Origin of the sequence: Heyndrickxia coagulans DSM 1 = ATCC 7050, from assembly GCF_000290615.1 — a bacterium.
GTDB classification, from domain to species: Bacteria; Bacillota; Bacilli; order Bacillales; family Bacillaceae_C; genus Weizmannia; species Weizmannia coagulans.
The window spans coordinates 1-5957 of sequence record NZ_ALAS01000261.1 but is presented as its reverse complement, the minus strand read 5'-3'; the positions used below and the strand labels follow the sequence as shown (position 1 = coordinate 5957).

The 5957-nt window shown below is 44.9% G+C and carries 6 protein-coding genes; 2 read left to right on the top strand and 4 right to left on the bottom strand.

The window, feature by feature from the left end; all coding sequences use genetic code 11:
* The first annotated feature begins 93 nt into the window (after positions 1–93).
* On the top strand, positions 94–1290 hold the full coding sequence (locus tag IC21_RS14255) for an MFS transporter (RefSeq protein ID WP_080651047.1): 1197 nt from the start codon (positions 94–96) through the stop codon (positions 1288–1290).
* A 20-nt stretch (positions 1291–1310) separates the two neighbouring features.
* On the opposite strand, the gene IC21_RS17455 is transcribed toward IC21_RS14255, so the two are convergent.
* Together IC21_RS17455 and IC21_RS17450 are read right to left on the bottom strand one after the other, a co-directional pair.
* Complete coding sequence (locus tag IC21_RS17455) at positions 1311–1724, bottom strand: hypothetical protein (RefSeq protein ID WP_029713911.1); 414 nt, start codon at positions 1722–1724, stop codon at positions 1311–1313.
* Positions 1721–2413, bottom strand: coding sequence for a helix-turn-helix transcriptional regulator (locus IC21_RS17450; RefSeq protein ID WP_035176763.1), 693 nt, complete (start codon positions 2411–2413; stop codon positions 1721–1723). The genes IC21_RS17455 and IC21_RS17450 overlap by 4 nt, the downstream gene beginning before the upstream one ends.
* A 285-nt stretch (positions 2414–2698) precedes the next feature.
* Between IC21_RS17450 and IC21_RS14240 the strand changes: the two genes are divergently transcribed.
* Complete coding sequence (locus tag IC21_RS14240) at positions 2699–4111, top strand: glycoside-pentoside-hexuronide (GPH):cation symporter (RefSeq protein ID WP_029143031.1); 1413 nt, start codon at positions 2699–2701, stop codon at positions 4109–4111.
* 234 nt (positions 4112–4345) lie between these two features.
* On the opposite strand, the gene IC21_RS14235 is transcribed toward IC21_RS14240, so the two are convergent.
* Positions 4346–4627: an HTH domain-containing protein gene (locus tag IC21_RS14235; protein WP_017552572.1), complete on the bottom strand. Its 282-nt coding sequence runs from the start codon at positions 4625–4627 to the stop codon at positions 4346–4348.
* Between the two features lie 33 nt (positions 4628–4660).
* Positions 4661–5860 carry an MFS transporter gene (locus IC21_RS14230; RefSeq protein ID WP_029143032.1) on the bottom strand — a complete coding sequence of 400 codons (1200 nt, stop codon included), beginning with the start codon at positions 5858–5860 and terminating at the stop codon, positions 4661–4663.
* Positions 5861–5957: the final 97 nt, after the last annotated feature.

Here is a 5957-nt window from a genome sequence, read left to right as displayed (position 1 = left end):
TTTGAAAACCTGGAAGAAAAGAAAAAAACAGGATCATTAATTCTCTAGAGCCTCGTTCAAGGGTAATTTTTTATTTTGGCAGAGGCTCTAGGGATGTTTATCGGAGCTATCTTTTTGGGCAGACTGGCCGACAAAATCGGAAGGAAAAAAGCATTTCTTATCAATCTGGGGATTTACAGCATTTTTACCTTTTGCATTGCATTAAGTCCGAACGTTGGATTCATTATTTTATTCCGTTTTTTGGCAGGCTTGGGTCTCGGTGCACAGCCTGCGTTATGTGATGCTTATTTAAGTGAAATCATCCCGACAGCAAAGCGCGGAAAATACATTGCCTGGGCCTATACGCTTTCATTTCTCTCCATTCCGGCCGAGGGATTCCTGGCTCGCATGCTTGTTCCGTTAACACCGCTTGGAATTGAAGGATGGAGATGGATGTTTATGATCGGTTCGATTGGTGCCCTTATTGTTTTTTTAACAGCACACTTGCTGCCGGAATCCCCGAGATGGCTGGCAACGGCAGGGAAGTGGGATGAGGCGGCAGAAGTATTTAAAAAATTGGGTGGCAGTAAGACACAAGCAGAGGAATTCCGTGCAAAGGCTTCCCTGACACAGCGTGATGCCGCTCAACAGGACAGGCAAAGCAGGCCGATCTTCCAAAAAAAATGGATGAAGAATACAATCATGCTTTACATTTTCCAAATTTTCCAAACGATCGGATATTACGGGTTTGGTACACTGTCACCTCTTGTGTTAGCGCAAAAAGGTTACAATATTAGTCATTCCTTAGAGTATATTGCACTCTCGTTTATCGGCTACCCGCTTGGTGCTCTGCTTTCCGTTCCACTCATCGAAAAAATTGACAGAAAATGGCTTGTTAGTGCTTCAGCTTTTGGCATGGGCGTGTTTGGAATTTTATTTGGAATGGGGACTATTGCTTCCATGATCATTGTTTTTGGATTTATTTATACGCTGTGCAGCAATATTTTTTCAAATGCTTTTCATGTCCTGCAGGCGGAAATCTTTCCAACTGAGATCCGGGCAACGGCAACCGGTGCAGCTTATAGCGTAAGCCGGCTGATGAGCGGTTTAATGCCTTTCATTCTATTGCCAGTTTTGGAGCATCAAGGTGCAACAACAATGTTTGCGATCGTGGCGCTGGCAATGATTATTGTCATATTGGATATCTCCCTTCTGGCACCAAGAACAACCGGGCGTTCACTGGAGCATATTGAAAATGCGTATGATGATGCGCCGCCTATTCGCGCTGATGGTGTCGAAGCAACAAAATAACATGCCATATCATGCGGCGGTTACAAAAAGAGGATATTTACACCTTCAAAGGTACGGTTATTCATATCGGTAAAATCCACTTTTTCATTGGGGTTGCAAGTGAAACAAACGAACTCGCATTGGCCGGAAATTTGCTTCAAAAAGGCTGCCTTAGAAGCTTCCGGAGAAACCGGCACATGCAGGCCTACTTTCACAGCAGAAGCCCGCTTCTTCACTGTTTGATAAAAAGCCTGGTAAAAGTTTTTTTGCGTGCCGCCCCACTCCCTGAAAGCCAATTCAAACCGCCATTTTTCGACAAAAGGGCTGCCAAAGTATTGAAGGCTGTGCTGTAAAAAGGCATCCAGCTTCTTTAAATATCCGGCACTGTCTGCTGCTTCTTTCTCAACCTCCACGCGAATGAAAGGCACAAGCCCAAGCCGTTGAAAACTGTTCAACAGGGCATCCATCTGGTAAAATTGGTAAAATTGCCCGCCAATTTGATAGAGGGGGGTGTCATCGCAAAGCTGTCCGAAAACAGATTAGAAAAATAGACATAGTCAAATCCGATTTCCTCCTGGACGAGCCTCAACTCCGCCTGTACCTCTTCATGCAAAGCACATTCCAGGTTCCCGATTGCCAGTATTTTTGCACCTTTTTCGCCAGTGAACACAGGCTCCGGCGGCAGATCGATATAGACGGTGGAGACCGCCAGTTCCGTCAGCATCGTGCTTTTTTCCCGGTCCGAAATGTATTTGCTGACTTCCATGAAAAATTGGGGCGACTTCAGCAATGTGGATTTTTTCTTTCCTCGCCCTTCCTCCGTATCCGAAAGTTCGATTTGGTGAAAACGGCGATATTCGGAAGGCGTTTGCCGGTATTTTTCTTTAAAAGCTTTATTGAATGCCTTTACATTTGGGAAACCATTGTTCAGGGAAATCCGGGTAATCGGGTGGTCCGTATAAATAAGCTCGCGGACTGCCGATTTCAAACGGAGCTGTTTGATATATTGGGAGAAACTGGCACCCACTTGTTCTTTGAAATAGCGGGATAAGTAGTAAAGCGACAAATAATGACGGTTGGCGATTTGCGCGAGTGTAATCGGTTTACGGTAATTTTTCCCAATATAAGCGAGAATCTCTTTCATCCGTTCATCCTTGATGCCGGTGTGGGCATGGCGGACGAGCCGGAAAGAGGCTTTCCCCTTTTGGAAAACGTGGAACATGTTCGTAGAGAAAAGTACGTCGCATTTTAGTAAAACTTTACTAAAAAATCACTTGACATCGCGGTTAGATTGGCATATCCTTTCTTTGTAAGCGGTTTATGTTAGCGCTTTTATGATTTTCCTCTATTATTCTCGTTTGAAACTCCAAAGTTTTTAGTAAAAATTATGAAGCTTTATACAGGCAAACCCAGGCAGGAGGAGTTAAGAATGAAACAGTTGAAACAGTATTTGTCATATGCACTCGGGGCTTTTGGACATGATGCTTTTTACAGCGCTTTAAGCACCTATTTTATGATCTTTGTCACCAGCCAGCTTTTTGACAACAGCCATTCGGGATTGGGTGCGAAAATGATTGGGATTGTAACGACCATGATCGTCGTGATCCGTATCGCTGAAATCACGTTAGATCCGTTTATTGGCGGTATCATTGACAATACGGAAACGCGTTACGGAAAATTTAAACCATGGCTGTTTACCGGGGCGGCTGTAAGTTCAATCGGGCTGATTCTTATTTTTACCAATTTAGGCGGCTTAACGACAAAAAGCCCGTATCTTTATTTGATTCTATTTGGCATTATTTTTGTGATTCTTGATGTATTTTATTCTATTAAGGATATTTCTTTCTGGTCGATGCTGCCGGCTTTAACGATTGATTCGGATAAAAGGGCCAAATTCGGCACGATTTCCCGTTTCGGCTCTACGTTAGGAGCCCAGGGCGTTGTCATCGCGGTTGTACCGCTCGTTACTTTTTTCTCCCATATTTTTTCCGGTACATCAGGTGAGACGGAAACACGCGCCGGGTGGCTCGGTTTTGCAATTGTCATTGCGCTTGTCTCTTTTTTAGGGGCGATGGCCACCATTTGGGGGACGAAAGAAACAAAGAACTTGATCCGGGAAAGCGCCGAGAAGATTCGCCTTCGCGATGTGTTTAAAGTGCTCGGCAAAAATGACCAGTTAATGTGGCTGGCACTCTCTTATTTTCTTTTTGCCTTCGGGTATACGATTACAAACTCGCTTTTAATTTACTATTTTAGATATGTGTTAGGAAGACAGAGTGATTATTATTTAGTCGGCGTGATTACGGCCATCTTAGGAATGGTATCTGTTGCCCTGTTCCCGGTCATGGTGAAATGGGTGAAACGCAAAACCATTTACACCGGCGGCATTATATTCATGCTTTGCGGTTACGTGCTGTTTTTAACGGCCGGGCATCATTTAATTCCTGTTTTGGTTGCTGTTTCGCTGTACTTTTTCCCTTATCCGATGATTTTCCTGGCCGCGCTTATGACGATTACCGACAGTGTGGAATACGGACAATTAAAAATTGGGAACCGGAATGAGTCTATCACATTAGCCGTACGCCCTTTGCTTGATAAACTGGCCGGCGCCTTTTCCAACGGGATTGTCGGGATAGCGGCCGTACTTGCCGGTATGACAGGGAATGCCCTCCCGAGTGATATCTCAAGCCATGGGCTGTCCATCTTTAAACTTTTCATTTTCTTCGGCCCGATGATTTTAATTGCCATTGCAGCATTGCTCTACTTTTTCAAAATCAAGCTGTCAGAAGAAAAACACGCGCAAATTGTACAACAGCTTGAGCACAAACTAAGCACAAAGTAACAGCATAAATGTGAACGGCCGGCAGAAGTGTAAATCATGATGCTAGGAAACATTTTGAATAAGAAGTTTTATAAAATTTGCGTTAGGCAGCAACTTCAACTATCTGATTTGTTCAGTAAGCCCTAAACGAATCATGCAAAGGCCGTAATATTTCCTTTCCGCCTGTTCCTGGCAGCCTGTGGGAAAACAGGTTGCCGGCCATGGGAACAAAACGAATTTGCCCGCAGCATTCCTTTATTTCCATTTTACGCCAAGCTCATCGCTTTTCTGTTGAATTTGCCGAATTTCCTCCCTTACCGTCCGGTCGCTAATGCCCAGCCGCTCCCCGATGGCCTTCGCATTCAGAGGGCCATCCGACTTTTGTAACAACCATAATATTTGTTTTTGCCGATTCGAAATCAAGGCTTTTATTCCCCTTTCACTGCCCTGCTGTCCATTCATTTTTATAGAACGATATACGAAAAAGGGTGCTTCCGCCGTTTCGAAGCATCCTCTTTTGGAAAACTTTTTTTGCAAATATGTTTGCCTCTTGCCTATCCCGCAAAGACTTCACCTCGCGTGTGATCTTTCTTTCATTAACGGGAAGGCAAAGCAGAGGCCGATGATAAAAAATAACGCCGCAATTTCAAAAACAGCCGTCACCGACAGCCATACTTTCACCAGGCCGGCAAGGCTCATCGTGATCACCATTGCCCCCGTGAAAAGCGGGTAAAGCGTGCCGTTCACCCTGCCAATATAGTCCGATTCCGTATTTTGTAAAACCATTGTGCTGATCCCGATTTGAATGCTTGGCAAGAACAGGCCGGAAACCAGCTCCGCAGCAAGCGTCAGCCAAAGAGAAGTTGACGCGCCGATCACCGCAAGCCCGAGGGCATTCGCGAGCAGTCCGGTAACGAGCAACTTAAGCGGGGAAGTGGATCTTGAAAAAAACATTGAAAACGCGCCGCCTGCAATCATGCCGATCCCGTTTACCATCACGAGCCACTGGAGGTATTCTTTCGGAAGGCCGAGACGATCGGTTACAAGAAAAATATTCATTGGCTGAATGAAACCAACGCCGAGCCCGGCAGTAAGAAATCCGCAGCCAAGCAGCCTGAGCTCCTTCTTTGCAAGCACATAACGAACCCCGCTTTTCATTTCCTGGAAAATATTTGTCATATTTTTGGCCTTTTTTACTTTTTCATCGCGCGGAATAAAAGACAAGGTCGCTGCGGAGAGCAGGAAGGCCACCCCGGTAATGGTTATCGAAAGATCAATTCCTAACCTTTGATAAGCAAATGTGCCGATCACCGGGCCGAAAATCATGAACACGGCATAAATCGTCTGGTACACCGCCATCCCCTGCTGAATCAGGCTTTCTTCCAGATGCATTTTGAACAGCTTTAATCCCGACGGCTGCGAAAATTGCGATAAAGTGGAAGAAACGAGCATGGCAAAAAAGATCACCTGCCACGAACCAAATATAAGCGCACCGATCACGGCAAAAACCGAGGCGGCACTAAGCAAATCGCACCAGATCATCGTTTTCTTTGGCTGCCACCGGTCCGCATATGCCCCGCCGATAAAACTAAAGATGAAAATTGGCAAATAGTCTGCGACTGAAATCATCGATACCGCAAGCGGATTTCCGTTCGTTTTATCTGTAACAAACAACAGTACGGCAAAATTCCGTACCCAGATCCCGGCTTGCAAAAATAATTCCGATAAGAAAATCATCCGGACAAACCGGTTAGTTAGCAGTTCTCTCAAATTTTATATCCTCCTTCAATAAAGTTCAATTATCTCTCATTTACTCGCATATTCTCCAAATTTCATAGGTATTTGATTTACACCTAATCGTTGTCAC